Origin of the sequence: Bacillus cereus, from assembly GCF_025917685.1 — a bacterium.
GTDB lineage: Bacteria > Bacillota > Bacilli > Bacillales > Bacillaceae_G > Bacillus_A > Bacillus_A cereus_AT.
Genome location: NZ_CP089518.1, coordinates 1,280,498 through 1,306,208 on the forward strand (window position 1 = coordinate 1,280,498; position 25,711 = coordinate 1,306,208).

A 25,711-nucleotide genomic window follows, 5' to 3' on the forward strand; every position below is an offset into this window, starting at 1 on the left:
GGAACATAAGCTATGTCTATGAAAATCAGTGAGAAAAAATTTAATGATCGCGTAGGCGATGGAATTCAAGATTCGTTTATGCGCGGAGCGGTATCTTCTGCACAAACGAGATTATATACAAATCGATTAAAAGCAGCTGACGAATTAGGAAACTGGGAAGAGTGGCGTGAACTAGGTGAACAAATTCGTCAACATACATTAGAGAATCTTGATTATTATTTAATGCAGTTAAGTGAAAATGTATCAAAAAGAGGCGGTCACGTTTACTTTGCAAAAACGAAAGAGGATGCGGCAAAGTACATTCAAGACGTTGCGAAAAAGAAACAAGCGAAAAAAGTTGTAAAATCAAAATCAATGGTAACTGAAGAAATTAGTATGAACCATGCGCTTGAAGAAATTGGTTGTGAAGTGTTAGAAAGTGACTTAGGAGAGTATATCTTGCAAGTAGATAACGATCCACCTTCACATATTATTGCGCCTGCACTTCATAAAAATAGAACGCAAATTCGCGATGTGTTTAAAGAAAAACTTGGCTATGAAAATTCTGATGATCCATACGAAATGACAAAGTTTGTTCGTAAACAACTTCGTGAAAAATTTATGGATGCGGAAATTGGTGTAACAGGTTGTAACTTCGCTGTTGCAAATACTGGCTCTCTTTGTTTAGTAACGAACGAAGGTAATGCCGATCTTGTTATGTCGATTCCAAAAACTCAAATTGCAGTAATGGGTATGGAACGTATGGTTCCGACAATGGAAGAATTAGATGTTTTAGTTGGTTTACTATGTCGTAGTGCAGTAGGTCAAAAATTAACAAGTTATGTAACAGTAGCAGGACCAATTCAAGAGGAAGAGGTAGATGGACCAGAAGAGTTTCATTTAGTCGTTGTTGATAATGGCCGCTCTCAAATTCTTGGCTCGGAATTCCGTTCAGTATTGCAATGTATTCGTTGTGCTGCTTGTGTTAACGTATGTCCTGTATATCGTCACGTTGGTGGACATTCATACGGCTCTATATATTCAGGACCAATTGGTGCAGTGTTAACACCACTTCTAGGTGGATATGATGATTACAAAGAACTTCCTTATGCATCTAGTTTATGCGGAGCATGTACAGAAGCTTGTCCAGTAAAAATTCCATTGCATGATTTATTATTAAAACATCGTCAAGTTATCGTTGAGCAAGAAGGCCGTGCCCCACTTGCAGAAAAATTAGCAATGAAAATGTTTAGTATGGGTGCTTCTTCAGCAGCTTTATATAAAATGGGATCAAAAATGGCACCAGCAGCAATGAGTCCATTTACATCTGGTAACCGTGTATCAAAAGGCGTTGGACCGCTTAAAAACTGGACAGATATTCGTGAATTCCCGGCTCCAAGTAAAGAAAGATTCCGTGATTGGTATAAAGATCATAAGAAAGGCGGGGACAAATAATGACAGGATTAATTCAAAACCGTGAGTCCTTTCTAGATAATATCGCAAAAGAACTTGGACGCGCGCGTAAAACAGAAGGCGTAGAACGTCCAGCATGGAAAAGTAATGTGAATGTAGAAACGTTAAAGGACTATTCACAAGAAGAATTGTTAGAAGTATTTAAAAATCAATGTACAAACATTCATACAACTGTTGTGGAAACGACAAACGACCGTTTACGTGAAGATATTCAAAAGGTAATCGTCGAAAACGGCGGGGGACCTATTATGTTATCAGCAGATGAACGTTTTGATTCCTATGGATTGACTTCTTTATTTAAAGAAGAGCTTCCAAAGCAAAATGTTGAAGTAAATGTATGGGATCCTGAGAAAAAAGAAGAGAATATGCGTATAGCGGAAAAAGCGAATATTGGAATCGCATTTAGTGATTATACTTTAGCTGAATCTGGTACGATTGTTGTACAGAGTCATAAAGGTCAAGGGCGTTCTTTACACTTTTTACCGACTGTATACTTTGCTATTATTCCACGTGAAACACTTGTACCTCGTATTACGCAAGCAGTTCAGGATATGAACTCACGTGTAGAAAATGGCGAAGCAGTTGCATCTTGTATTAACTTTATAACAGGACCAAGTAACTCTGCAGATATTGAAATGAACCTTGTTGTCGGAGTTCACGGACCATTAAAAGCAGTATATTTCATCGTATAAAATAGGGGAAAGCAGGCCGGAAAACGGCCTGCTTTTTTAATAGAATAAAGATAATATGAAGTAGAAGTTCTCTCCTTTTTTTGCTATGTTCTTCTGGAAAGGAGAGGAAGGGATGTTCACTTATTTATATGCATTGTTAGTGGGGATGGTGTTTGGTTCTTTTTTTATGGTAATCGCAATGAGGGTTCCAGTAGGTGAATCTATTATTACACCGCGTTCGTATTGTCACTACTGCAAGTATACGTTAAAGCCGAAAGAACTTATTCCAATCATTTCATTTTGTATACAAAAAGGGCGTTGTACGAGTTGTAAAAGAAAAATCTCAAGTTTGTACATAGTATTTGAGTTCGTTACAGGGAGTTTATTTTTTCTTACTGTATATGTAATTGGAATAGAACAGGAGCTCATAATCATTTTATCGCTCATTTCTTTACTGCTTATTATTTCAGTTACAGATTTAGTATATATGTTAATACCTAATCGTATTTTAATTTGGTTTGCTTTTTTGCTTATTTTAGAATGTGTTTTTGTACCGTTAGTTACTTGGATAGATAGTATAGCTGGTAGTGGAACTATATTTATTTTGTTATATTGCATGCAAAAGATTTATCCAGCGGGTCTTGGCGGAGGTGATGTGAAATTACTTTCATTACTCGGATTTATAATAGGAGTGAAAGGCATTTTTATAACTTTATTTTTAGCATCTTTCCTTAGTCTTTGTTTTTTCGGAATAGGTATAGCATTAAAACGTATAAAGGTAAGAACTCCAATTCCGTTTGGACCTTTTATTAGCCTTGGAGCAATATGTTACGTATTGGTCATGTATGCAAAATAGAGGAGAGATAGAAAATGAATGTATATATGGATGATCAAAGAAGTTGCCCGTACGGATATGTTTTGGCAACTACAGTAGAATCTACCTTGCGTATGGTTAGGGATAATGAGATAAATATTATTTCCCTTGATTTTAATATGGGATGGCGAAAAAAAAGTGGGTTAGATTTTGTAGAAGCTTTCTGTAGGGAAGGTTTATATGCAAATGAGATTCACCTTCATACAAATGATGTCATCGGCATGCATCAGATGAAACAGAGAATAAAGAGAGGGAAGGAAGAAGGGGAAATTAATCCTTGTATTGTCTTGAAATATGTAGGGAGCTAAAAACTCCAAAGCAAAACTTTGGAGTTTTTAATGTTTCATATGTGCTTGTAAAGGAATAATTTCCTCTGTTTGAGCTGCTACTAATTCAGTTTCTTCTTGTTTAGCAACAGGTGCTTTCTTTGTTAAGTAATGATATACCATACCGACAAATACCGATCCGCCAATAATGTTACCGATTGTAACTGGAATTAAGTTATGAATAGCCCCAGCGAAAGTAATTGTATCAGGATGTGGTGAAACTAAAGATAAGGCAAACAATGATAAGTTTGCAATACTATGCTCATAGCCAGATAAGAAGAATGTGAAAACGAGCATCATTATCATCAATATTTTTGCTGTATCACCTTTTACTTGAGAAGGTAAGAAGCAGGCAAGACATACGAGCCAGTTACATAAAATCGCTTTAAAGAATAATTGCATTGTAGGTGTGTTCATTTTTCCTTCAACGACTGTATTCATTAAATGACCGTGATCGATTGCTCCGAAAATGCCAGTTGCGTAAAATAGTAGGGCAAAGAATAAAGCGCCAGCTAAGTTACCTGCATAACAAGCAATCCAGTTACGAAGTGTATCAGAAATCGTTGTTTCTTTTCGTAAAGTTGCCACTGTGAAATACATTGTATTTCCAGTAAATAATTCAGCACCGCCATACATAATAAGTACGAGAGCAATTCCGAAAAACATGGAAGCAGCTAAATAAGTTGCTGGTGAATCTGCAATGTGAAAAAAGTTACCTAACTTAAAACATAGTACAATAACAAAACCGATATAAATACCAGCAAGTGCAGCACGAATGAAATATTGCATTGGATTTGTATCTAGCATTTGCTTTTTGTTCTTAGCCAGTTTTACAACATAGTCTAATCCTTGTTCTAGCATGAGTAATACGCTCCTTTAGTACATCATCTATAAATACTCCTTATAAGAATAAAGTACATGGAATTGTTCACAGTTTCAATAAGTTTGTGCAATGTTTCACAAAAAGGACATACATAAATTAAGAAAGCGATTACAAAAGGTAGTATAATGGAATTTTTTCTAAAAATAGAGAGGGAATTGAAACAAAAAAGAAAAAGCGCTGTAATTACAGCGCTTTTTCGTCTAAATTCTTTTCTACTTTTACTTCTACTTCTTTCGAGAAGAACCAACCGCCAACTGCGATTCCAACTAATACAATCCAGAATGTAAGTTTCCACGGAGTAGATTCTGGGAATGAATGCGGAATTACATTTAATGCAGGGTGTGCTAATGTATAGATTGCTAACTTCACACCAACCCAACCTACAATTAAGAATGCTGCAGTTTCAAGTCCTGGTTTACGTTTTAATATTTGTACGAAAGCAGTTGCTGCAAATCGCATAATGACTAATCCGATAAGTCCACCTACAAAGATAACAACGAATTGCCCAGTATCAAGACTACCAATTGTACCTAATCCTGTTTTTGGTAAAGTCATTGCTAATGCAACAGCAGCTAAAATTGAATCGACTGCGAAGGCAATATCAGCAACCTCGACTTTAAATACAGTCCACCAAAAGTTCTCTTGTTTTTTCTTTGCTTCTTTTTCTTCTGTATCTTCATCCGTATTCTTTTTAACATACGTTTTAAATAAGTGATTACCAGCGATAAACATAAGGTAAATGGCACCGATTGCTTGCACTTGCCATACATCGACTAAGAACGAAATCATAAATAATGATCCGAATCGGAAAACAAATGCCCCAGCTAATCCATAAAATAGTGCTTTCTTTCGTTTTTCTTCTGGTAAATGTTTTACCATGATTGCGAGAACGAGAGCGTTATCAGCCGCTAAAATCCCCTCTAGTGCAATTAGGATGAGTAATACCCAACCATACTCCAATAATAATGATACATCCATGTACATTCTCCTCTCATTTCTATAAATGCTAAACAAGTGAAGAAGTTCCCCACTGCTTAGCTTCCCCATACTCCTGCGCATCAACGGTGGAAGGAATTGATAAAAACAAAAAAGACCTCTGCCGTTGATAGGCAAAGGTCTTGCTAGACATATGTAATGAAAATGCCAACAAAGCCGGAAGAACTAAGTTCTACGTAATGACGACTTTGTTTCCAAGAAATAGTTCTTGGACGCTACTCCCCTTTGGAGATATGCTATTGTACTCTCATTATATGGATAATTTATACGGTTGTCAACCTGTTAAAATATCTTCGTTTGGATATTTTATTTTTCTTTGTTTTTTACGCGCAAATGAAAAGGCTAATGTTAAAGGCCCCATCTTTCCAAAAAACATCATAAAGATAATAATTGTTTTGCCGATGATTGTTAAGTGTGGCGTCAAATTCATGCTAAGGCCGACAGTTCCAAATGCTGAAAATACTTCAAAAGCACTCATTAATAAAGGAACTCGTTCAGTGATGCTTAAAATTAAAATAGAAAGAAAAATAAACGAAATTGAAATAATGGTAATCGTTAAAGATTTGACAATGAGCGTATCTTTAATGGATTTTTTAAACACGACAATATCATCTTGTTCATGCAAAAATTTAAATACGCCTAAAAACATAATTAAAAAAGTTGTTAACTTAATCCCACCACCAGTTGAAGCACTGCCAGCACCAATAAACATAAGAAGCATCATTAATAAAAGGGAAGGTTTTGATAATGCAGAGATATCAACAGTATTAAACCCGGCAGTGCGCGTCGAAACCGCTTGAAAATAAGCAGCCATACCTTCTTCAAAGGGGGTAAAACCTCTCATGGAAATTGAATTATGAAACTCGAATATAAAAATAAAAGCTGTAGCAATAATATTGACGATTAGAGTAGAAGAGAGCATAAGTTTTGAGTGCAAAGCAAGGTTTTTAAAGTTTTTCTTTCTTTTTATATCTACGATCACTGTAAAACCAATTCCCCCTAAAATAATGAGAGAAGAAATAACAAGATTGACGAGAACGCTATGAGAGTGGGACATTAAATTATCGCTCCATATAGAAAAGCCAGCATTGTTAAAGGCAGAGATAGAATGAAAAAAACTGTAATAGATCCCTTTGGCAATCCCGTATTTTGGTACCCATTCAAAAGAGAGAAGTAAAGTAGCGATACATTCTACAGCAAAAGAAAATAAAAATAATGCTTTTGCAAGACGAATGATTCCACCGACATTTGTTTGGTTTAATGCTTGTTGTAATAAAATTCTGTTTTGAAGACCAATTTTTCTGCCGAGCATAATTGCAATTAAAACAGCAAAGCTCATAATGCCGAGCCCGCCAACCTGTATAAGCGTTAAAATTACACATTGGCCAAATAAGGTAAATACTTTTCCAGTGTCCACAACACCAAGCCCTGTAACCGTACAAGCAGAAACCGTTGTAAATAAGGCATCGAGCCATGAAATAGAAGTTGTTGTAGCAATTGGCAATTTTAATAAGCATGTACCAATAATTGATAGCGTAATAAAAGATAAAGTAAGAACACGGGGAGGGCTCATGCTAATGTTGATCCGTTTCATGTCACATATCGTTCCTTTCAATTTGCTCTTACTAGTATGTGAAGAAGAACTATTATGTATGTTAAAAAAGAAAGAGGCAGAGAATATCTGCCTCTAAGCCATATGTTATATAATTATCCGCGTAATTGTTGTTGAGCTAAAGCAACAAGACGTTTTGTTACTTCACCGCCAACTGAGCCGTTAGAACGAGATGCTGTGTTAGATCCTAAGCTTACACCAAATTCTTGCGCAATTTCATATTTAAATTGTTCAAGCGCTTGTTCTGCACCTGGAACTAGTAATTTGTTTGTTTTTACCATGTTGATACACATCCTTATGAGTAGTCCAGTTCAGCTAAGTACTATCTGAACTGGTACCGTTATTTTATGTGGAAACGACGTGCTCATACGCGGAAGTAATCGGTGTGTTTAGAAGTTCTTGGATAGAAAAAAAGAGTAGCAAATTTGCTACTCTTTTTTCAGTATTGTCGCTGTACCTTCCACGACAATATCATCGGATTGATTATATATGTTTGTTTGCAGCGTAATGATTTTTTTATCGTCACGTTTTTTTATAACTTCTGCCACAACGCGAAGTGTATCACCGATTTTGACAGGAGCACGGAATGAAACGTTTTGAGATAAATAAATCGTATTTTTGCCCGGGAGTTTTGTTCCAAGAATGGTAGAAATAAAACTTGAAACGAGCATGCCATGAGCAATACGTTCTTTGAACATTGTCGTTTTTGCAAAAGAGTCTAGAATATGAATAGGATTTACATCTCCAGTCAATTTTGCGAAATTGATAACGTCCTCATCCGTAATTTTTTTTGTTAGTGATGCTTGATCACCGACTTGAATCTCATCGTAACGAAGCTCCGGAACAGTTTGTGCTTCTTGAAATGGATTCATTTTGTCCTCCTTCTTTTCCATATCGAAAAATGTAAGCCATCTTGATGTAGTAGGAGGAAGAAAGAGTTTTGTTTGTGCTGCAGTTAGTTGCCACATTTTTCTTACTTGATGGAAGTAAATAGATTTTTTGAGTTTTCCTCGAACTGCTTTGCGAGTTCGAGTTGTTTGGACTTGAACTCTCCCAAAAAAACTTCTAACTGTTTTTGAACCTCTTCGCGTTGCGATTGTTGTTGTTCAATAAAGTGTTTTGTTGTTTCTTCAAATTGACCGCTAGTTTGAGTAAGAATAGACAAAGATGTTTTTGTAGGAGAAACAGTAAGTTGATGCATTTGAGTAGAAAGCTCATTCCATTTCCCTTGCCACTCGTTAATTTGATCATTTAAGGAGTTTCCAGTTAATTGCTTCACGTAATCTGTATATTGGTTATTGAACTGAGCTGTGAATTGTTGTAGTTCTTTTTCTAGTTCATTTACTCCTGATGTTAATTTATGCAAAGCGTCTTGTTGTTGTTTTAACGTTTCTAAAGTAAGTTGCTCTAATTGTTTCCCAGCTGAAGAGAAGAGGGAAAGAGATTGAGACCAGTTTTTCCAAAATGCATCGACTAATTCGTATGGTTTAGTTTCCATTGTTTGACCTCCAAATGTTTTTTTGCATATTGTGAACGCAGATTACTCTGCTGTACCACCAGGTGAAGATGAAGAACCCTTTTCATCCTTTTCTGGAGAAGTAGAAAATGGAAAGAATGCATTGGTGTATAACGTGAAAAACGTCCGCAACATATTTTGATAATGTTCAAAAGAAGTCGCACATGTTGATAAATATTGCTCTCCATATTCTGTTAAAGAATAAATTCGTTTCGCTGGCCCGCCTTCACTTGTATCCCAAGTGGAAGAAATGAGATTTTCTTTTTCTAACTTGCGCAATGTTCTATACACATTACCTTGGTCAACAGAAGAAAAGCCGATGTCCATTAGCATTTGAATGAGTTTGTAACCATGAAGACTCCAGTCTTTTAGACAGAGAAGTAAGAAAGGAACTAAGAAGTTTTTTGGCATGGAGTTTGGTTGTTTCGCTTGGTTTTTTTCCAAACTTTCTGGGTGTTCTGGTTCATTATGTAGCATGATTGTGCATCACCTCATGAATCAGTTAGATGGAATTTTTTGCTTATAAGTGCAATTTACACCTATCTGTTTTTAATGTCAATACATTTGTTAGAAAATAAAGAAAAATAAAATATAGACTTGAAGTTTTATTCGGAATATTAGAAAATAGTGAATAGGTTGAATTGTTTCAAAAACGAAAAAGGGAGTGTAGGCGAAGTGATTGATCAAAAATTCGATCCATTGCAAGCATGGAAAAATGCTTATGAACAAACCGAAACATTTTGGGGAAAAGCGCTCAATGAAACAATTAAAACAGAAGAATATTCTGCTTGGATGGGCAGCGTTCTAGATTTGAATTTGTTTTATCAAAAAGCATTAAATGATACGACAAAAAGTTATTTAGAACAAGTGAATGTGCCAACGAAAGAGGATATCGCTAGAGTAGCTACGCTTGTTATTAACTTAGAAAATAAAGTTGATAACATCGAGGAAGTTCTAGAAGAGAAAGTGGATTCATTAGGACAAGCTCCTACATTAAAGCGTGATGTTACGAAAGTAAAACAAGATATTCGCACGTTAGAAACGAAAGTTGATCAAATTCTAGAATTACTAGAAAAGCAAAATGCGGTACTAGCTAAACTACAAGTACCTGTAAAAGAAGAAGTAAAGCCTGCGAATAAGCCAGAAAATAAAAAATGATAAAAGCGTTTGTTTATAACGTGAAAAAGAGAGAGGGAGAATCTCTTTTTCATGAATAAACAACGAAACATAATTAATATATGGACTCTATTAGTATGAGTACCAAAATGATTCATAACAATCGTTCACAAATTCATTTAAGGGGGAAAAGAAATGGTTCAATTAAATGGCAAAGTAGCAATCGTAACAGGTGGGGCAAAAGGAATTGGGAAAGCAATTACAGTAGCATTAGCACAAGAGGGAGCAAAAGTTGTTATTAACTATAATAGCAGTAAAGAAGCGGCTGAAAACTTAGTAAATGAATTAGGAAAAGAAGGACATGACGTTTATGCAGTTCAAGCGGATGTTTCTAAAGTAGAAGATGCAAACAGACTTGTAGAAGAAGCTGTGAATCATTTTGGTAAAGTTGATATTCTTGTTAATAATGCTGGTATTACAAGAGATCGTACATTCAAAAAATTAAATCGTGAAGATTGGGAGCGCGTAATTGACGTGAACTTAAGTAGCGTATTCAATACGACAAGCGCAGTACTTCCATACATATCGGAAGCAGAAGAAGGAAGAATCATTAGTATTTCTTCTATTATTGGCCAAGCTGGTGGATTTGGACAAACAAATTACTCAGCAGCAAAAGCAGGTATGTTAGGATTTACAAAATCATTAGCGTTAGAACTTGCTAAAACAAATGTAACTGTAAACGCAATTTGCCCAGGATTTATTGATACTGAAATGGTAGCAGAAGTACCAGAAGAAGTGCGTCAAAAAATCGTTGCGAAAATCCCGAAAAAACGTTTTGGTCAAGCTGATGAAATTGCAAAAGGTGTAGTATACCTATGCCGTGACGGTGCGTATATCACTGGTCAGCAATTAAACATTAACGGCGGATTATACATGTAATGAAGTAAGAAAAAAGTGCATATCCATAGCAGGAATGCACTTCTTTTTTTAGAAAGAAATCGACCGAAAAGGGGATAAAAAAATGACTACATTCGTAACAGAATGGGAAAAGCAATTAGAGTTGTACCCAGAAGAATATCGCAAAGCATATCGTCGTGTGAAAAGAGCGAGCGAAATTTTATTACGCGAACCAGAACCACAAGTTGGTTTAACACCGAAAGAGGTTATTTGGACGAAGAATAAAACGAAGCTGTATCGTTATATTCCAAAACAAGAAAAAACGCAGAGAGTTCCAATCTTATTAATATATGCTCTTATTAATAAACCATATATTATGGATTTAACTCCAGGAAATAGTTTAGTGGAATATTTAGTAGATCGTGGTTTTGATGTATATATGCTTGATTGGGGCACATTTGGTTTAGAAGATAGTCATTTAAAATTTGATGATTTCGTGTTCGATTATATTGCAAAAGCAGTGAAAAAAGTAATGAGAACTGCAAAATCGGACGAGATTTCTTTACTGGGTTATTGCATGGGTGGAACATTAACATCTATTTATGCAGCACTTCATCCACACATGCCAATTCGTAACTTGATTTTTATGACAAGTCCTTTTGATTTCTCTGAAACAGGATTATACGGTCCTTTACTAGATGAGAAATATTTCAATTTAGATAAAGCGGTTGATACATTCGGAAATATTCCGCCAGAAATGATTGATTTCGGAAATAAGATGTTAAAACCAATTACAAACTTCGTTGGTCCATATGTTGCTTTAGTCGATCGTTCAGAAAATGAGCGCTTCGTCGAAAGCTGGAAGTTAGTCCAAAAATGGGTTGGTGACGGTATTCCATTCCCAGGTGAATCGTATAGACAATGGATTCGTGATTTTTATCAAAATAATAAATTAGTGAAAGGTGAACTCGTTATTCGCGGACAAAAGGTAGACCTTGCAAATATTAAGGCGAATGTCTTAAATATTTCCGCGAAACGTGATCATATTGCTTTGCCATGTCAAGTAGAGGCCTTACTTGATCATATTTCTAGCACGGATAAACAGTATGTATGTTTACCGACAGGACATATGTCTATTGTGTATGGTGGAACGGCTGTAAAGCAAACATATCCGACGGTTGGAAATTGGCTTGAAGAGCGTTCTAATTAAAAAGAAGAAATCCAACTAGCGTATGTTAGTTGGATTTTTTTATGGAAAATGACGAAACATAGGGAGGAGAAAAATACATTGTAGGAGTATAATTATGAAGCTTATGACTGGTAAGTTGTTTTGGAGTGCTGGAGTTTCTGTACCTTGTTATCCAACGTTAGAAAATGATATGATATGTGATGTGCTAGTAATTGGAAGTGGAGAAGCGGGTGCTCATATAGCGTATTCGTTAGCTAAAATTGGAATGCGTGTTATGCTCATTGAAAAAAGAGCAATTGCATGTGGTAGCACAGCTGCAAATACAGGATTATTACAATTTGTTCATGATAAATCGTTGACCTCTCTTATTCATACATTTGGTGAAGAGAAAGGGGGGCGAGCATATAGACTTTGTTATGAAGCGCTTAGAACAATGGAGAAAGTTGTGCCAACTCTCGATATTGATCCCCATTTTATTCCACGAAATAGTTTGTATTATGCAAGTAGAGATGAAGATATTTCATTTTTACAAGAAGAATATAATACGTTACGCCATTATGGGTTTCCGGTTGAATATTTTACAGAGTCTGATATTAAGAAGCGTTATTCATTTGCAAAACAAGCGGCGTTATATACAAACGGTGATGCAGAAGTGAATCCATATTTATTAGCGCATAGTCTTTTGCATAAAGCGAAACAAATGGGTGCTACTATATATGAGCATACAGAGGCATTACATATTAAACAAATCCAAAATGATTTAATTTGTTACACGAACACAGGAAATAAAATCGTAGCAAAGAATATTATTATGGCGACAGGTTATGAAGCAATCTTTGGAAAGAAAGAAAAAAACACAACAGTAGAAACGTCTTATGCTGTTGTAACAAATAAAATAGATTATTTTGAAGGCTGGCATGAGCAATCATTAATTTGGGAAACAGCACGGCCTTACTTATATTTTCGAACGTATCAAAACCGCATTATTGTAGGTGGATTAGATGAAGCGATGCAAATTCAATCAATTGGTGATACGAAATTATTGCATAAGCGTGATATCCTTATTAACATTGTAAAAGAAATGTTCCCGCAATATAAAAATATACAGGCAGAGTACTATTGGGCAGCAGCATTTGGTGGCAGTCATGATGGTCTCCCTATTTTAAAAGAAGATAAAGAAATACATAATTTATATTACGCACTGCCGTATGGGGGAAATGGAACTGTATACGGAATGGTATTTGCGAAACTATTTCAGCAGTTATTTACAAATGAAGAAAGTGATGATTTTTCTTTATTTAATCGATAGAAAAAGGTAGCGAAGTGATGGAATGAGAGATATAAAAAAGTTTTTACAAAAATTACGTCCCGTGCAACTTATCGTTGTATTTTATTTACTAGCGGTAGTTGTATCGGTAATTTTACTTAGTTTGCCATTTGTTACGAAGCCTGGTGTGAAATGGACATTTATAGATGCGCTGTTTACATCTGTTAGTGCCGTAAGTGTTACGGGACTTTCTGTTGTTACTATTTCAGATACGTTTACAACAGCAGGAATTATTGTTTTAGCCTTGATTTTACAATTAGGCGGATTAGGAATTATGGCACTTGGTACATTCGTTTGGATTATAACGGGTAAAAAGATTGGTTTGCAAAGAAGAAGGTTAATTATGGCAGACCATAACCAAGGAAATTTATCGGGCCTTGTAGAATTAATGCGTTCTATTTTAATTGTAATTATTTCGATAGAACTCATTGGAGCAATACTGTTAGGTACAAGATTTTTACTATATTTCCCGACTTGGCAAGAAGCTTATTTTCACGGTTTCTTTGCTGCTGTGAGTGCAACAACGAACGGAGGATTTGATTTAACAGGACAATCACTTATTCCGTACAAAAAAGATTACATTGTTCAAATGATTCATATGTTGCTTATTATTTTAGGAGCTATTGGTTTTCCGGTGTTAATGGAAGTAAAGCAATTCCTTAGTAAAAGGCGACAGCAACTATTTCGCTTTTCATTATTTACAAAATTGACGACAACGACATTTTTTGCACTCGTTATTGTTGGAACAATTATGATTTTTCTATTAGAACGAAATCATTTTTTAGTAGGAAAGTCATGGCATGAAACGGTATTTTATACGCTATTCCAATCTGTGACGACGCGAAGTGGTGGACTCGCTACAATGGACATCCGTGAATTATCACAACCAACGCTTTTATTTATGAGTATATTAATGTTCATTGGAGCATCTCCAAGCTCAGTTGGGGGCGGAATACGTACAACAACATTTGCTGTTAGTATATTATCGTTATATACATTTGCAAGGGGCGGGAGAACAGTCCGAGTTTTCAAACGTCAGCTACATGAAGAGGATGTGTTGAAAGCATCTGTCGTTATGACGATGGGGATTTTATTATGTGCCTCGGCGCTGTTTATTTTATCCATTACAGAAAATGTACCACTTATGAACTTAATAGTTGAAGTTTGTTCTGCTTTCGGGACAACGGGACTATCAACAGGTATTACTCCTGAATTAACAACTGTTGGTAAACTTGTACTCATTGTACTTATGTTTATCGGACGCGTCGGTATTTTAACATTTATATTAGCTAGTGGCGGAAGAGAGCAACCACCTCGCTATAAATATCCGAAAGAGAGAATTATTATTGGATAGTATGAAACCATTCTACCTATGTTAGGTAGAATGGTTTTTTAGTCGTTAATTCCAAATTGAGGATGCATAAAAGCATCATTTTTCTTATCAACTTCGTTTTTAAGTAGTTCTTGATTTTCTTCTGAAATCCACCCAATATCATTTGTAGGATGTATCCATTCTTCCCCAGCCATAATGGCAGGATCTACCTCATCACTCCAATTATTAAGAGGACTGTTAGTGGAATCGTATTTACTGTCTCCAATTACAACATCATATTGATTTATAAAAGGTTGTTTCATCTTTTTGCCCGTGCCTTTAAAAGATGGAAAATTCATTTGATGAGGGAGCGTTTCGTCTAAAATTGGCGATTGGATCGTTTCTTTCTCCTTCAAAGTCATCGCTCCTTTTTGTAATGGCTTGTTCGTATGTAGTATTTCCATATATAAGCTCTTATGTACTTGTTAACACTTCCCAGTAATAATTACTTTAAGTTGTTTCAAACTAGAATAGAAAGTTATTTAGTGAGAGCAGGTGAGTATGTTGGTAAAAAGGAAAGTAAAACAAAATGCAGCAATTAATAATAATAAAACTCCGAAAGAAAGCTTACCCGATGCAGAATTTGCAGTAGAGTATGAAGGAGAAAATAGTGCGAAGTACGCAAATCGTAATTCAAAAAAAGGTAAACAAAAATGAGGCGTTTTTTACAAACGCCTCATTTTTTTGTGGGATTATAAAGGTTTTTTTAATTATTTGTAAATTTCACGATTGATATTAGCAGAAAAATGAGAAAAAACATAGAAGTAGCAACGTATTACACAAAAACAAACAACAAACAAAAGATTAATGTTGGTTTAATACTGCTTTTACACTAGTTGTTTATATTTGAGTTGTACATAAGATTTGTAAAAGGAGAGAGAGACAGTGAAAAAAACAATCTTTAAAGCTGTAGCAACTGGAATGGTATTTTCGTTATTAATGGGGTGTGGTGCAAAGAAAGAAGAAAGTGCTGGGGCGAAAGTAAAAGATGATAAATTATCTGGATCATTAACTGTTTACACAGCGATTGAAGAAGAACTTGTACCAATTTATCTTGATTCTTTTAAAAAGAAATATCCAGATGTGAAGTTGAACATTGTACGTGATTCAACAGGAGTAATTACTGCGAAATTGCTAGCTGAAGGAAAAAATACACAAGCAGATGTTGTATGGGGAACTGCAGCGTCTAGTCTATTAGCTTTAGATAAAAAAGATATGTTAAAAGGATACTCTCCAAAAGGAGCAGATCGTGTTCTTCCGCAATTTAAAGATGATAAGCAACCAGAAAAATGGGTAGGAAATACTGCATTTATGACGGGGATTGCTGTGAATAAAGAAGAATTGAAGAAGAAAAATTTACCGATGCCAGAATCATATGAAGATTTAACGAAACCAGAATATAAAGGAACACTAGTTATGCCACATCCAGCTTCTTCTGGAACAGGATTTTTAACAGTTTCTGCATGGCTACAAATTATGGGAGAAGATAAGGGCTGGGATTACATGAAGAAACTTCATGATAATATGGCAACTTATACTCATTCAGGTTCAAAACCAGCGAAATTAGCAGGTGCAGGTGAATATCCAGTTGGTGTATCAATGGTTTATAGTGCTTTGAAAGAGAAACAAAAAGGTGCACCAGTTGAAGTTGTATTGCCGAAAGAAGGATTAGGTTGGGAAGTAGAAGCGAACGCACTTATTAAAAAAGATAATGCAAAAAATGATAAATTAGCGCAAGCATTTTTAGATTGGGCAATTACTGATGATGTAATGAAGTTATACTTCGAGAAAAATGGATTTGCGACAATTAAAAATGATTATAAACTTCCAGATGGATTCCCTAAAGATGTGACAGAAAAGTTATATAAAAAGAATGACTTTAAGTGGGCAGCAGAAAATCGCGACAAAATTTTAGAAAAATGGGAAAAAGAGTTTGGCCAAAAAGCAGAACCGAAAAAGTAAGTGAGTGGGAGAGAGAAAAAATGAGCGAATATTTATCAATTCAACACATTCAAAAACAGTTTGATGCATTTACAGCGTTAAAAGATATTTCTTTTACTGTGAAAAAAAATGAGTTTGTATGTTTATTAGGTCCAAGTGGTTGTGGGAAAACAACATTGCTTCGAATTTTAGCAGGGCTAGAAGAGGCAACAACAGGTAGTATAGCTGTGGATGGAAAAGATATTACAGCATTACCTCCCGGAAAGAGGAACTTCGGAATGGTGTTTCAATCGTATGCATTATTTCCGAATTTAACAGCACTTGAAAACATTGAATACGGCTTAAAGACAAAAAAATATGGAAAAGCAGAAGTAAAAGAGAAGGCGCTATCGGCGTTAGAACTTGTTGATTTGCTGAATGTAAAAGATAAATATCCTGCTCAAATGTCTGGTGGACAACAGCAGCGAGTGGCACTTGCACGTGCGCTCGCTCTGTCTCCCGATATTCTGTTACTCGATGAGCCGTTATCAGCTTTAGATGCAAAAGTGCGTGAAAAGTTGCGTAGAGAAATGCGCGATTTGCAAGAAAAAGTGGGAGTAACAACTATTATGGTAACGCATGATCAAGAAGAGGCATTAACAATGGCTGATAAAATTGTTGTAATGAATCATGCGGAAATTATGCAGATTGGAACACCAGAGGAGATTTATCAAAGACCAGCCAATCCGTTTGTGGCAGATTTTATTGGTTCTATTAATTTCTTTTCGAAAAATAACGAAGAACATGCAATTCGTCCGGAACATGTAACAGTTGTACAAAATAATGGTATTAAAACAGTTGTAGAAAGCATGGAATTTCGCGGCTCTGTATACCGGACGGAAGTGCGGGTTATAGAAGAGAAAACACACCTTTATAACGAGAAAATTGTAGTGGATATATTGGCATCAGAAGTAGAGGAAACTGCTATTAGAAAAGGAAAGCCAATTCAAATCTCTTTCTCAGAAAATCATATGTTGTCATATGGAAAGAAGGTCATTGTATAGATGGAGATGTTAGAAAATTTAAAGGTGGAAAGTGCGAAAAAAAAGATTAAAAGACGTATCGGTAAAGAAGAGTGGATACAAAGACTATTAATTATTGGTATGCTTCTTTCATTTTTTATCATGCTTGTATTGCCTCTATTACAACTATTTACAAAAGCCTTTTACGATAAAGACGGAGCTTTCGTTGGTGTTGCGAATTTCAGTAAATATTTCACAACACCAACGCTAGTACAATCATTACAAAATACGATATGGATTTCGGGCGCTACAACAATTATTTCAGTTACACTCGCGTTCGCTTATGCATATGCGATTGCTCGTACCAATGTTTTTGGAAAGCGCGTATTTCAATACGTAGCATTATTACCATTATTCGCACCGACGATGATGCACGGTATTGCGCTTACATATTTATTTGGTAATCAAGGATTAATAACAAAAGGGATGTTTGGTTTATTTGAAGGAATACAAATACCGTTATACGGACCAGTAGGAATTGTAATGGCTGAAGTTATGTATACATTTCCACAAGCATTCCTTATTTTATTAATTGCTTTCCAAGGTTCTGATTATCGTTTATATGAAGCTTCTAATATGTTAGGTGCAAGTAAAGCGAAGCAGTTTCTTACGGTTACTTTACCTAGTGTGAAATATGGATTAATTAGTGCGATGTTCGTTGTATTTACACTTAGTTTCACTGATTTTGGGGCACCAAAAATTGTTGGTGGACAATATAATGTGCTTGCTACTGACGTATATAAGCAAGTAATTGGACAGCAAAATATGTCCATGGGCGCAACTGTCGGAATGATTTTATTAATCCCAGCTATTTTCGCATTTGCAGTTGATCGTATTACGCAAAGGAAACAGGCGAATCTCTTATCTTCAAAAGCAGTACCTTACAGAATAATAAATAATAAGAAAAGAGATGTTATTTCATTCGTATATTGTAGCGTAGTAACGCTTATGATCATTCTTTTATTTGTGGCAGTTGGTATTGCTGCAAGTGTGAAAGTATGGCCATATAATATGAGTTTTACATTTGAGCATTTTAATTTTTCAAGTTTGACAGGAGACGGACTTGAAGCATTTAAAAATAGTGTAATTGTCTCAGCCGTTACGGCAGTTATCGGGGCGATTTTAACATTTGTGTTCGCTTATGCGATTGAAAAAATAGAACAGCTACAATTTTTAAGAAAAGTGGGTTATTTCTTCTCAATTGTACCGTTAGCGATTCCTGGATTAGTACTTGGATTAGGATATGTCTTTTTCTTCAGTCAACCAACAATTCAAATTCTAGGACTTTCAATAACAAATCCGTTTCATTCTTTATATGGCACAATTGCCGTTTTAGTATTAGTAAATATCATTCATTTCTACTCTGTAACATTCGTTACGGCAACGACGGCTTTAAAGAAACTAGACCGAGAGTTTGAGCTTGTTTCGCAGTCGATGAGCATACCGTTTTATAAAACTTTCTTTCGAGTAACGGTACCGATGTGTTTACCAGCCATTTTAGAAATGGTTATGTACTACTTCGTAAATTCAATGGTAACTGTATCGGCAGTCGTGTTCTTGTATGCGGCTGATTTTAAACTAGCTGCTGTATCAATTGTAAATATGGATGATGCAGGAAATGTAGCACCAGCAGCTGCAATGAGTGTACTTATTGTTGTTACAAATATTGTAGTAAGAGTTGTATATGAATGGGGAACGAAAGCACTTCGTAACCGAACGTCACAATGGCAAAAAAGATAAGTAAGAAGGGTGATGGATAGAATGAAAATAGAAGCAGTTATTTTTGATTGGGCAGGTACGACAGTTGATTACGGATGTTTTGCACCACTGGAAGTATTTATGAAAATTTTTCATAAACGTGGTGTTAAAATTACAGCAGAAGAAGCACGTAAGCCAATGGGATTATTAAAAATAGATCATGTAAGAGCACTAACAGAAATGCCTCGTATTGCGAATGAGTGGAAGCATGTTTTCGGACAATTACCAACAGAAGCAGACATTCATGAGATGTATAAAGAATTTGAAGAAATTCTCTTTGCTATTTTGCCAAACTATGCCACGCCAATTGATGGGATAAGAGAAGTGATGGCTTCATTACGTAAAAGAGGCATTAAAATCGGCTCAACAACTGGCTATACGAGAGAAATGATGGACATTGTTGCAAAAGAAGCAAAATTACAAGGGTATAAACCTGATTTTCTTGTGACGCCAGATGATGTTCCAGCAGGTCGTCCGTACCCGTGGATGTGCTATAAAAATGCGATGGAACTTGGTGTGTATCCGATGAATCATATGATAAAAGTTGGAGACACCGTGTCAGATATGAAAGAGGGCAGAAATGCTGGGATGTGGACTGTTGGCGTAATTCTCGGTAGTAGTGAGCTCGGCTTAAGCGAGTGGGAAGTTGAAACTATGGATCCGGTAGAACTTCATGAAAAGATGGAAGTAGTTCGTAATCGTTTCGTTGAAAACGGGGCTCATTTTACGATTGAAACGATGCAAGAACTGGAGAACGTAATTGAACATATCGAGAAACAAGAACTTATTATTTCATAAAAGGGGCACGGGATCATGAATGAAAATCACTACTTATTATTAACGCCAGGACCATTAACGACAACAAAAACTGTAAAAGAAGTTATGTTATATGATTGGTGTACGTGGGATGTTGAATATAACACGATGGTGCAAGATGTAAGAAATAGGCTTGTATCGTTAGCAACAAAGGAAGAAGAAAAGTACACAACAGTTTTAATGCAGGGAAGCGGTACTTTTTCGGTTGAAGCAGTAATCGGTTCTGTTATTCCTACAAATGGAAAGCTGCTTATTTGTACAAATGGTGCCTATGGTAAACGGATTGTGCAAATGGCGGAGATGTTACATATAGATGTGGTGGTCAGTCAAACGGAAGAGTGGGAGCCTACTAATATTGTAGAAGTAGAAAAGTTATTACAGCAAGATAAAGAGATTACGCATATTGCCGTTGTTCATTGTGAAACAACGACAGGTATTATTAATCCAATTGTAGATGTATGTAAATTAGGGAAGCAGTATGGAAAAGTTACAATTGTTGATGCAATGAGTAGTTTCGGCGGTATTGAAATAGACATTGCTGATTTACAAATTGATTTTTTAATTAGTAGTGCGAATAAGTGCATTCAAGGTGTGCCTGGATTCGGCTTCGTTATCGCAAAGCGTGATGAATTGTTGAAGTGTCAAGGGCAGGCACGTTCATTATCTTTAGATTTATACGATCAGTGGGAAATGATGGAAAAACAAAATGGAAAATGGCGTTTTACGTCACCTACACATGTTGTACACGCTTTTTATCAAGCGCTCCTGGAACTAGAAAAAGAGGGCGGAGTAAGAGCACGTTACAATCGATATTATAACAATCAAAAACTATTAGTGAATAGAATGAGAGAAATCGGATTTAAGCCACTAGTAGATGAAAAATATCAATCTCCTATTATTACATCTTTCATTTATCCAGAAGCAGGATTTGAATTTCAGCAATTATATAACGAATTAAAGCAGTACGGATTTGTTATTTACCCAGGGAAAATTTCGAAAGTAGATACGTTCCGTATTGGAAATATCGGTGATGTACATGAAGAAGACATTAATCGTTTAGTTGATAGTATTGCTAAAGGAGTTGTTATAGGGTGAAAGTATTTTGCTTAGGTGGAGCAGGTAAAATTTGTCGTGAAGCAATTTTAGATTTAGTACAATTTTCATCTTTTGAGACGATTACAGTAGCTGATTTTAATGAAGAAGAGGGCCTGAAAGTAGTAGAATGGCTCAACGATCCTCGCGTAGATTTTGTAAAAGTAGATGTAACGAATCATGAGGATACGGTTGCAAAAATGAAGGGCTATGACATTGTAATGGATGGCACGACGATAAAGCTAAATAGTTTGTCAACTCGTTGTATTGCTGAAGCAGGTTGTCACGGTGTGAATTTGAATGGATTTGGTGAAGAAAATGATTCGCATGCTATATTTGTTCAAAACGGAAAAACATGTTTACCTGGGTTCGGTATGACACCAGGTGTAACGCAAATGATGGCTATGCATGCAGCAAATCAACTAGATACTGTAGAGTCAGTTCGAGTAAGCCATGGCTCATATCGCCCAATTGCTTTTTCAGCATCAATTACAGAAACAACGACATATGAATATGATCCACATTTACCATCGCGTACAGTGTATGAAGACGGTGAATTTAAGCAAGTACCTCCGTTTGCGCGCCCAAGAGAAATTGAATTACCAGCGCCTTACGGAAAAACAACGCAGTATATAATCCCGCATTCAGAAACGATTACGTTGGCGAAGGCACTGAAGGACAAAGGTGTTGTGCTGATAGAAACGAGAGGTACTTGGCCTGAGCAAAATATGCAGCTCATTCGTGCTTTATATGATTATGGTATATTGCGTAATGATCAAATTGAAATAAACGGTAAAGAAATAGGTATTATGGATTGTATTTCGAAGTATCTACTAAAATCGAAAGAAGGAAAAGAAACAGAGCTTTATGGTTATGCACTTCATGTAGAGGTAGTAGGTATGAAAAATAATGAAAAACAAAGGCATGTGTTATATCATACACATCCGTTATCTGATGGTTCTGTAGTAGGTTGGGAGCAATTAAGAGCTTATACAAGAAATGTTGGAATCCCATTCGGAGTCGCTACAGAGTTAATTGCAAAAGGAGTAGTTAATAAAGTCGGTGTTATTACTCCTGAAGAAGCTTTTGAAAATCCACAAATCATTTTTGACGAATTAGAAAAGCGTGGTATTTATATTCATGAAGAGATTTCTACTTACAAAGAAAATTATAACTTTGTATAAGTAAGGCAGTTTATGAGGTAGATATAAATGGGGTGAGGCTATGTCTGTAGTAGGTGAAGAAAGAAAGCGAACAATTCTTGAGAAGGTAGAGTTTAAAGGGAAAGTAAAAGTTTCAGAATTAGCGAGAGAGTTTGCTGTATCAACAGAGACGATTCGCCGTTATTTAGAAGAATTAGATCGTGAAAAGAAGTTGAAGAAAGTGTATGGTGGAGCCGTTCAACTTCCGGGAGTTGGAATAGAGGCACCAATGTTAGAACGAGAGATGCTGCATATAGAAGAGAAGAAAAGAATTGGGTATAAAGCAGCAACGTTTGTAGAAGATGGAGATGTTATTGCGATTGATGATGGAAGTACACCACTTCAAATGGTACCATATCTTGTTCATCGTAAAAATTTAACGATTGTTACGAGTTCTTTTCCAGTAGCGACACAATTAATATCTTCTATTAATAAAAAGATGTTTCACGGTGAGGTTTTATTTATTGGTGGAAAAGTATCCCCAAAACATTCACGGGTGTCAGGGTCTATTTCACAGCAAGTAATCCATCAATTTCATTTTCATAAGGCATTCGTTTCGATTGATGGGTTGTTGCCAGGCTTTGGGGTTTCTAGCTTTGAATTAGAAAAGGCGAAACTTTCAGAAGCGATGATTAAGCTAGCTGAGAAAACATTTATTTTATGTGATCATACAAAGGTAGGCGTAAAAGGGAATTATAGAATATCAGCATTTTCTCAAATTCAACATGTCATTTGTGATAAGAAAATGCCTTATAGTTTTGAAGAAGAAGTCAAAAAACATAATATTCAATGGACAATTTGCTAAATGAATTGAATACATCTAGACTCCCGCCTAATTTTTAGGTGGGAGTTTTACTATCAGTAAGTAACAAAATAAAAGATTTGTATTTATGCAAAAAGTGGACACATTTTCTCATCTCGTTCATATAATTTACCAATACAAAAAAAGTTGGTCGAAGGAAAGAAGGGGAAGTATGTCAGAACGGATATATAATAAACTTGTATTGTATGCAAACATTTTGCAAAAAATTGGTGTTATTAATGAAAAGGAAAAAAGTGAAATCCTTCATACGATAGGTAAAAAAGCCCTTTGAGTAAAGGGTTTTTTATTTTGTATCTATGGAAATTATAAACTTAATGTAATATTCCCATTGACAATGATAATGATATTCATTATCATTTGTTATGTTAGTAATTGATAGGGATTATCAATTGAAATATATATAAGACAAGGGGATATTATTTTGAAAAAAAGTTATATTAAAGCTCTAGTAGTAGCAACAACATTAGCTATTCCATTTGCTGCATACTCTACTCCAGCATTAGCAGCAATAAAAATTGAAGCAAACCAGTCGTTAGCAGCAGCCAGTGATCGCACGTATGATACTGAGATTAAAATATATAAGGATCAAAAAGATGAGCCATCTATGGTTTCTCAGTACATAAAAAATCCTAAAGTAGCAATTGAAGACGGGAAAAAAATTGTTACTGTAACAATGCAAGATAGCGATTATTTTCAATATCTTAGAATAGAAGATAGAAACCAGCCTGGTGTATTTCATGATGTAAAAGTTTTGTCAGAAGATAAGAGGAAAAATGGGACGAAAGTAGTTCAATTTGAAATTGGTGAATTTGAGAAGAAGCATAATATGCAAATGCATATACTTATTCCAGCTATTGGATACGATCACAAATATCAAGTTCAATTTGAAATTAAAGATCCAACTGTAAGCGACAAAGAAACAGAGAAACCAGATGATAACTCTAATTCAGGCAATACGGAAACAGATAATCCAGTTGATAATCAAAATATGATAACAGATAACAAATTAAGAGAACTTGTTAATAAAAAAGTATTTAATAGAAAAGATTTAAATACACCAATTACGAAAGAAGAGTTATTACAAGTAAAGGACTTGTTTTTAAACACGAATGAGATTCTTGATTATAGTGCATTAAAATATATGCCAAATTTAAAATCTTTAACAGTTGCGAATGCGAAGATAACAGATCCGTCGTTCTTTGCGAATTTAAAGCAATTAAATCATTTAGCTTTGCGTGGTAATGAATTTTCAGATGTAACACCACTTGTTAAGATGGATAATTTAGAATCTCTTGATTTGAGTAATAATAAAATTACAAACGTTGCACCACTAATTGAAATGAAAAATGTAAAAAGTTTATATCTATCAGGCAACCAAATAGAAGATGTAATAGCATTAGCGAAAATGGAACAACTAGATTACTTGAATTTAGCAAATAATAAAATTACGAATGTTGCTCCATTAAGCGCGTTGAAAAATGTAACATACTTAACTTTAGCAGGTAATCAAATTGAAGATATTAAACCGTTATATTCATTACCTTTAAAGGACTTAGTATTAACGCGTAATAAGGTTAAAGATTTATCGGGTATTGATCAAATGAATCAATTACAAGAGTTATGGATAGGAAAAAATGAAATAACAGATGCTACTCCTCTAAGTAAGATGACACAGTTGAAAGTTTTAAACTTACCTAACAATGAGTTAAAAGATATTACTCCATTATCAAGTCTAGTAAACTTACAAAAACTTGATTTAGAGGCAAATTATATTTCAGACTTAACACCAGTTAGCAATTTGAAAAAGTTAGTATTTCTAAGTTTTGTGGCGAATGAAATCCGCGATGTGAGACCAGTTGTGGAATTAAGTAAGACAGCATATATTAATGTTCAAAATCAAAAAGTATTTCTAGAAGAAGCAGAAGTAAATAAAGAAATGAAAGTACCTATATATGAAAAAGATGGTGAAATTTCTACGAAAATTCGATTGAAGAGTGATAGTGGTACGTATAGTAACGGTGTAATTAAATGGAGTACGCCAGGTGAGAAGGTATATGAATTTGGAGTGAAAGATCCATTTGCGGATACAGGAATCTTCTTTACAGGATCTGTAATTCAAAATGTAGTAGAAAGTAAAGGGGATAACACTTCTAAAGAAGATGAAAAAGTAGAAGTAGTAGAATTTAAAGATGTACCAAAAGGACATTGGTCAGAAGAAGCAATTAATTATTTAGCGAAAGAAAATATTTTCAAAGGATATGGAAATGGACAATTTGGATTTGGGGATAATATTACCCGTGGACAAGTTGCATCTTTAGTACAAAGGTACTTGAAATTAGAAAATAAAGTAGAGCAGAAAGAGATGTTTACAGATACGAAAGGGCATATGTTTGAGCAAGATATTGCTACAGTTGCACAAGCTGGAATTATGCAAGGAGATGGTACAGGGAAGTTTCGTCCAGAAGGAGTATTAACTAGGTACGAGATGTCAGTAGTATTACAAAAAGTATTTCGGTTAAAGGCAAATGAAAGTAATTTGGAGAACTTTAAAGACGTACCAACTGGTCATTGGGCAGAAGGATATGTGAAAGCTTTAGAGGATAATAACATATCAAAAGGTGACGGGAATGGGAACTTTTTAGGGGATAATTTCGTAACACGTGAACAATATGCGCAATTTTTGTATAATGCAATAAAAAGATAATAAATGAGAAAAATACGTTATTCTTTAATAAGAAGAATAACGTATTTTTTATATGTACAAAATCAAGTAAGAAATAGACAGGA

26 protein-coding genes and 1 riboswitch are annotated in these 25,711 nt (G+C 35.2%); of the genes, 18 read left to right on the forward strand and 8 right to left on the reverse strand.

The window, feature by feature from the left end; genetic code table 11:
• Positions 1 to 12 precede the first annotated feature (12 nt).
• From LUS72_RS06565 to LUS72_RS06580, 4 genes are all read left to right on the forward strand, one after another.
• Positions 13 to 1,434, forward strand: a complete 1,422-nt coding sequence (locus LUS72_RS06565; RefSeq protein ID WP_000061921.1) for a LutB/LldF family L-lactate oxidation iron-sulfur protein — start codon at positions 13 to 15, stop codon at positions 1,432 to 1,434.
• Positions 1,434 to 2,144, forward strand: a complete 711-nt coding sequence (locus LUS72_RS06570) for a LutC/YkgG family protein (RefSeq protein ID WP_097830148.1) — start codon at positions 1,434 to 1,436, stop codon at positions 2,142 to 2,144. The genes LUS72_RS06565 and LUS72_RS06570 overlap by 1 nt, the downstream gene beginning before the upstream one ends.
• Positions 2,145 to 2,256: 112 nt before the next feature.
• Positions 2,257 to 2,979: a prepilin peptidase gene (locus tag LUS72_RS06575; RefSeq protein ID WP_097830149.1), complete on the forward strand. Its 723-nt coding sequence runs from the start codon at positions 2,257 to 2,259 to the stop codon at positions 2,977 to 2,979.
• Between the two features lie 14 nt (positions 2,980 to 2,993).
• The gene (locus LUS72_RS06580; RefSeq protein ID WP_097830150.1) at positions 2,994 to 3,305 is read left to right on the forward strand and encodes a cyclic-phosphate processing receiver domain-containing protein; all 312 of its coding nucleotides are present in this window, start codon (positions 2,994 to 2,996) and stop codon (positions 3,303 to 3,305) included.
• A 27-nt stretch (positions 3,306 to 3,332) separates the two neighbouring features.
• Here the strand turns inward: LUS72_RS06580 and LUS72_RS06585 are convergent, their stop codons facing one another.
• The 7 genes from LUS72_RS06585 to phaQ form a co-directional block, all read right to left on the reverse strand.
• Complete coding sequence (locus LUS72_RS06585; RefSeq protein ID WP_097830151.1) at positions 3,333 to 4,184, reverse strand: formate/nitrite transporter family protein; 852 nt, start codon at positions 4,182 to 4,184, stop codon at positions 3,333 to 3,335.
• A 205-nt stretch (positions 4,185 to 4,389) separates the two neighbouring features.
• Positions 4,390 to 5,184 (reverse strand): TerC family protein, encoded by a 795-nt coding sequence (locus tag LUS72_RS06590; RefSeq protein WP_141533329.1) that lies wholly within the window; start codon positions 5,182 to 5,184, stop codon positions 4,390 to 4,392.
• 79 nt (positions 5,185 to 5,263) lie between these two features.
• Positions 5,264 to 5,438: riboswitch (yybP-ykoY riboswitch) on the reverse strand.
• 38 nt (positions 5,439 to 5,476) lie between these two features.
• Positions 5,477 to 6,796, reverse strand: coding sequence for a TrkH family potassium uptake protein (locus LUS72_RS06595; RefSeq protein ID WP_264448710.1), 1,320 nt, complete (start codon positions 6,794 to 6,796; stop codon positions 5,477 to 5,479).
• 113 nt (positions 6,797 to 6,909) lie between these two features.
• Positions 6,910 to 7,095: an alpha/beta-type small acid-soluble spore protein gene (locus LUS72_RS06600; protein WP_000241212.1), complete on the reverse strand. Its 186-nt coding sequence runs from the start codon at positions 7,093 to 7,095 to the stop codon at positions 6,910 to 6,912.
• A 147-nt stretch (positions 7,096 to 7,242) separates the two neighbouring features.
• On the reverse strand, positions 7,243 to 7,686 hold the full coding sequence (locus tag LUS72_RS06605; protein ID WP_001067911.1) for a MaoC family dehydratase: 444 nt from the start codon (positions 7,684 to 7,686) through the stop codon (positions 7,243 to 7,245).
• 101 nt (positions 7,687 to 7,787) lie between these two features.
• The gene (gene phaP / locus LUS72_RS06610; protein ID WP_000448600.1) at positions 7,788 to 8,312 is read right to left on the reverse strand and encodes a polyhydroxyalkanoic acid inclusion protein PhaP; all 525 of its coding nucleotides are present in this window, start codon (positions 8,310 to 8,312) and stop codon (positions 7,788 to 7,790) included.
• A gap of 42 nt (positions 8,313 to 8,354) precedes the next feature.
• On the reverse strand, positions 8,355 to 8,807 hold the full coding sequence (phaQ, locus tag LUS72_RS06615) for a poly-beta-hydroxybutyrate-responsive repressor (RefSeq protein ID WP_097830154.1): 453 nt from the start codon (positions 8,805 to 8,807) through the stop codon (positions 8,355 to 8,357).
• Between the two features lie 198 nt (positions 8,808 to 9,005).
• Here phaQ and phaR point away from each other — a divergent pair, with 198 nt between their 5' ends.
• From phaR to LUS72_RS06640, 5 genes are all read left to right on the forward strand, one after another.
• Positions 9,006 to 9,488 (forward strand): polyhydroxyalkanoic acid synthase subunit PhaR, encoded by a 483-nt coding sequence (gene phaR / locus LUS72_RS06620; protein ID WP_000566960.1) that lies wholly within the window; start codon positions 9,006 to 9,008, stop codon positions 9,486 to 9,488.
• Positions 9,489 to 9,641: 153 nt separating this feature from the next.
• Positions 9,642 to 10,385: an acetoacetyl-CoA reductase gene (locus LUS72_RS06625; protein ID WP_000250411.1), complete on the forward strand. Its 744-nt coding sequence runs from the start codon at positions 9,642 to 9,644 to the stop codon at positions 10,383 to 10,385.
• Positions 10,386 to 10,467: 82 nt separating this feature from the next.
• Positions 10,468 to 11,553: a class III poly(R)-hydroxyalkanoic acid synthase subunit PhaC gene (gene phaC, locus LUS72_RS06630; RefSeq protein WP_071744751.1), complete on the forward strand. Its 1,086-nt coding sequence runs from the start codon at positions 10,468 to 10,470 to the stop codon at positions 11,551 to 11,553.
• A 94-nt stretch (positions 11,554 to 11,647) separates the two neighbouring features.
• Positions 11,648 to 12,841: an NAD(P)/FAD-dependent oxidoreductase gene (locus LUS72_RS06635; protein ID WP_264448711.1), complete on the forward strand. Its 1,194-nt coding sequence runs from the start codon at positions 11,648 to 11,650 to the stop codon at positions 12,839 to 12,841.
• A 22-nt stretch (positions 12,842 to 12,863) separates the two neighbouring features.
• Positions 12,864 to 14,213 carry a TrkH family potassium uptake protein gene (locus tag LUS72_RS06640; RefSeq protein WP_097830157.1) on the forward strand — a complete coding sequence of 450 codons (1,350 nt, stop codon included), beginning with the start codon at positions 12,864 to 12,866 and terminating at the stop codon, positions 14,211 to 14,213.
• A 38-nt stretch (positions 14,214 to 14,251) separates the two neighbouring features.
• Here the strand turns inward: LUS72_RS06640 and LUS72_RS06645 are convergent, their stop codons facing one another.
• Entirely contained in the window at positions 14,252 to 14,635 is a 384-nt protein-coding gene (locus LUS72_RS06645) for a DUF3905 domain-containing protein (RefSeq protein ID WP_264448712.1), read from the reverse strand.
• 97 nt (positions 14,636 to 14,732) lie between these two features.
• On the opposite strand from LUS72_RS06645, the gene LUS72_RS06650 reads away from it, so the two are divergent.
• From LUS72_RS06650 to LUS72_RS06690, 9 genes are all read left to right on the forward strand, one after another.
• Positions 14,733 to 14,888: a hypothetical protein gene (locus tag LUS72_RS06650; RefSeq protein WP_000960560.1), complete on the forward strand. Its 156-nt coding sequence runs from the start codon at positions 14,733 to 14,735 to the stop codon at positions 14,886 to 14,888.
• Between the two features lie 228 nt (positions 14,889 to 15,116).
• Positions 15,117 to 16,193: a putative 2-aminoethylphosphonate ABC transporter substrate-binding protein gene (locus tag LUS72_RS06655; protein ID WP_000750898.1), complete on the forward strand. Its 1,077-nt coding sequence runs from the start codon at positions 15,117 to 15,119 to the stop codon at positions 16,191 to 16,193.
• 20 nt (positions 16,194 to 16,213) lie between these two features.
• Positions 16,214 to 17,215: a putative 2-aminoethylphosphonate ABC transporter ATP-binding protein gene (locus tag LUS72_RS06660; RefSeq protein WP_071744756.1), complete on the forward strand. Its 1,002-nt coding sequence runs from the start codon at positions 16,214 to 16,216 to the stop codon at positions 17,213 to 17,215.
• A complete protein-coding gene (locus LUS72_RS06665) occupies positions 17,216 to 18,973 on the forward strand; it encodes a putative 2-aminoethylphosphonate ABC transporter permease subunit (RefSeq protein ID WP_264448713.1) in 1,758 nt (585 codons plus the stop codon).
• Between the two features lie 21 nt (positions 18,974 to 18,994).
• On the forward strand, positions 18,995 to 19,789 hold the full coding sequence (gene phnX, locus LUS72_RS06670) for a phosphonoacetaldehyde hydrolase (RefSeq protein ID WP_097830158.1): 795 nt from the start codon (positions 18,995 to 18,997) through the stop codon (positions 19,787 to 19,789).
• A 15-nt stretch (positions 19,790 to 19,804) separates the two neighbouring features.
• Positions 19,805 to 20,902 carry a 2-aminoethylphosphonate--pyruvate transaminase gene (gene phnW, locus LUS72_RS06675; protein ID WP_264448714.1) on the forward strand — a complete coding sequence of 366 codons (1,098 nt, stop codon included), beginning with the start codon at positions 19,805 to 19,807 and terminating at the stop codon, positions 20,900 to 20,902.
• Positions 20,899 to 22,083, forward strand: a complete 1,185-nt coding sequence (locus LUS72_RS06680; protein ID WP_264448715.1) for a saccharopine dehydrogenase family protein — start codon at positions 20,899 to 20,901, stop codon at positions 22,081 to 22,083. Before phnW ends, LUS72_RS06680 begins: the two co-directional genes overlap by 4 nt.
• A 40-nt stretch (positions 22,084 to 22,123) precedes the next feature.
• Positions 22,124 to 22,906: a DeoR/GlpR family DNA-binding transcription regulator gene (locus LUS72_RS06685; RefSeq protein ID WP_264448716.1), complete on the forward strand. Its 783-nt coding sequence runs from the start codon at positions 22,124 to 22,126 to the stop codon at positions 22,904 to 22,906.
• A gap of 439 nt (positions 22,907 to 23,345) precedes the next feature.
• Positions 23,346 to 25,628 carry an NEAT domain-containing leucine-rich repeat protein gene (locus tag LUS72_RS06690; RefSeq protein WP_264448717.1) on the forward strand — a complete coding sequence of 761 codons (2,283 nt, stop codon included), beginning with the start codon at positions 23,346 to 23,348 and terminating at the stop codon, positions 25,626 to 25,628.
• Positions 25,629 to 25,711 lie beyond the last annotated feature (83 nt).

Bases quoted from the DNA above. Each gene is read 5' to 3' on its own strand.
- LUS72_RS06565 (WP_000061921.1), top strand. From the start codon at position 13: ATGTCTATGAAAATCAGTGAGAAAAAATTTAATGATCGCGTAGGCGAT.
- LUS72_RS06570 (WP_097830148.1), top strand. From the start codon at position 1,434: ATGACAGGATTAATTCAAAACCGTGAGTCCTTTCTAGATAATATCGCA.
- LUS72_RS06575 (WP_097830149.1), top strand. From the start codon at position 2,257: ATGTTCACTTATTTATATGCATTGTTAGTGGGGATGGTGTTTGGTTCT.
- LUS72_RS06580 (WP_097830150.1), top strand. From the start codon at position 2,994: ATGAATGTATATATGGATGATCAAAGAAGTTGCCCGTACGGATATGTT.
- LUS72_RS06585 (WP_097830151.1), bottom strand. From the start codon at position 4,184: ATGCTAGAACAAGGATTAGACTATGTTGTAAAACTGGCTAAGAACAAA.
- LUS72_RS06590 (WP_141533329.1), bottom strand. From the start codon at position 5,184: ATGGATGTATCATTATTATTGGAGTATGGTTGGGTATTACTCATCCTA.
- LUS72_RS06595 (WP_264448710.1), bottom strand. From the start codon at position 6,796: ATGAAACGGATCAACATTAGCATGAGCCCTCCCCGTGTTCTTACTTTA.
- LUS72_RS06600 (WP_000241212.1), bottom strand. From the start codon at position 7,095: ATGGTAAAAACAAACAAATTACTAGTTCCAGGTGCAGAACAAGCGCTT.
- LUS72_RS06605 (WP_001067911.1), bottom strand. From the start codon at position 7,686: ATGAATCCATTTCAAGAAGCACAAACTGTTCCGGAGCTTCGTTACGAT.
- phaP (WP_000448600.1), bottom strand. From the start codon at position 8,312: ATGGAAACTAAACCATACGAATTAGTCGATGCATTTTGGAAAAACTGG.
- phaQ (WP_097830154.1), bottom strand. From the start codon at position 8,807: ATGCTACATAATGAACCAGAACACCCAGAAAGTTTGGAAAAAAACCAA.
- LUS72_RS06625 (WP_000250411.1), top strand. From the start codon at position 9,642: ATGGTTCAATTAAATGGCAAAGTAGCAATCGTAACAGGTGGGGCAAAA.
- phaC (WP_071744751.1), top strand. From the start codon at position 10,468: ATGACTACATTCGTAACAGAATGGGAAAAGCAATTAGAGTTGTACCCA.
- LUS72_RS06635 (WP_264448711.1), top strand. From the start codon at position 11,648: ATGAAGCTTATGACTGGTAAGTTGTTTTGGAGTGCTGGAGTTTCTGTA.
- LUS72_RS06640 (WP_097830157.1), top strand. From the start codon at position 12,864: ATGAGAGATATAAAAAAGTTTTTACAAAAATTACGTCCCGTGCAACTT.
- LUS72_RS06645 (WP_264448712.1), bottom strand. From the start codon at position 14,635: ATGGAAATACTACATACGAACAAGCCATTACAAAAAGGAGCGATGACT.
- LUS72_RS06650 (WP_000960560.1), top strand. From the start codon at position 14,733: ATGTTGGTAAAAAGGAAAGTAAAACAAAATGCAGCAATTAATAATAAT.
- LUS72_RS06660 (WP_071744756.1), top strand. From the start codon at position 16,214: ATGAGCGAATATTTATCAATTCAACACATTCAAAAACAGTTTGATGCA.
- LUS72_RS06665 (WP_264448713.1), top strand. From the start codon at position 17,216: ATGGAGATGTTAGAAAATTTAAAGGTGGAAAGTGCGAAAAAAAAGATT.
- phnX (WP_097830158.1), top strand. From the start codon at position 18,995: ATGAAAATAGAAGCAGTTATTTTTGATTGGGCAGGTACGACAGTTGAT.
- phnW (WP_264448714.1), top strand. From the start codon at position 19,805: ATGAATGAAAATCACTACTTATTATTAACGCCAGGACCATTAACGACA.
- LUS72_RS06685 (WP_264448716.1), top strand. From the start codon at position 22,124: ATGTCTGTAGTAGGTGAAGAAAGAAAGCGAACAATTCTTGAGAAGGTA.